The organism is Hoylesella timonensis S9-PR14, assembly GCF_000762405.1.
Lineage (GTDB): Bacteria > Bacteroidota > Bacteroidia > Bacteroidales > Bacteroidaceae > Prevotella > Prevotella timonensis_A.
Genome location: NZ_JRPQ01000262.1, coordinates 1 through 555 on the forward strand (window position 1 = coordinate 1; position 555 = coordinate 555).

Sequence of the window (555 nt, forward strand, 5' to 3'; positions counted from 1 at the left end):
GACATTTTTTTTATGCGTNCAAAGATCGGAGTATGCTGATTCCTTTTTGTAGCAAGAACAAGGTAGGGGGCGCAGCCGGCACAAGGTTTTGCAGGAAAATACTACCCGNAATGAAATGTAGGTGTGGAGATTTTCCGTACAAACCAAAGGCACAGACCTTGTNCANGCNGTAGCCCTTACTACCTTTGCGAATAAAAAGAAATCAGCACCGACTTATGGCACATCAAAGTGGAATAGATGGANTTNAGAAGCGAAAGTGCAACGCCNGTATGGAAAANGAAAAAGGTGGCTACCTCAANCGAGATAACCACCCATAAAGAAGAATGAATCGAAGAATATCTTTCCTTGTGCCTTAGAGCACACAAAGCAGGATTGCCAAGATGACGGCAATCCAGAACAGCCAACGCAGGATTGTAAAGGTTACTTGCAGAATAACTCTGACAATGAAGCGTAGTATTAGGAAACCGAGAATAATCGAAACGGCGGTTACGACTTGCGGTGTAACTATCTTCGAGATAAGGTAAACTGCACCGATAACGATGGAAAGCAGAACGG

General features: G+C 43.9%; 1 pseudogene. It reads right to left on the reverse strand.

Annotated features, from left to right (window positions below):
* Positions 1 to 352 precede the first annotated feature (352 nt).
* Positions 353 to 555 (reverse strand): annotated as a pseudogene (locus tag HMPREF9304_RS14240) (hypothetical protein); the annotation flags it as partial.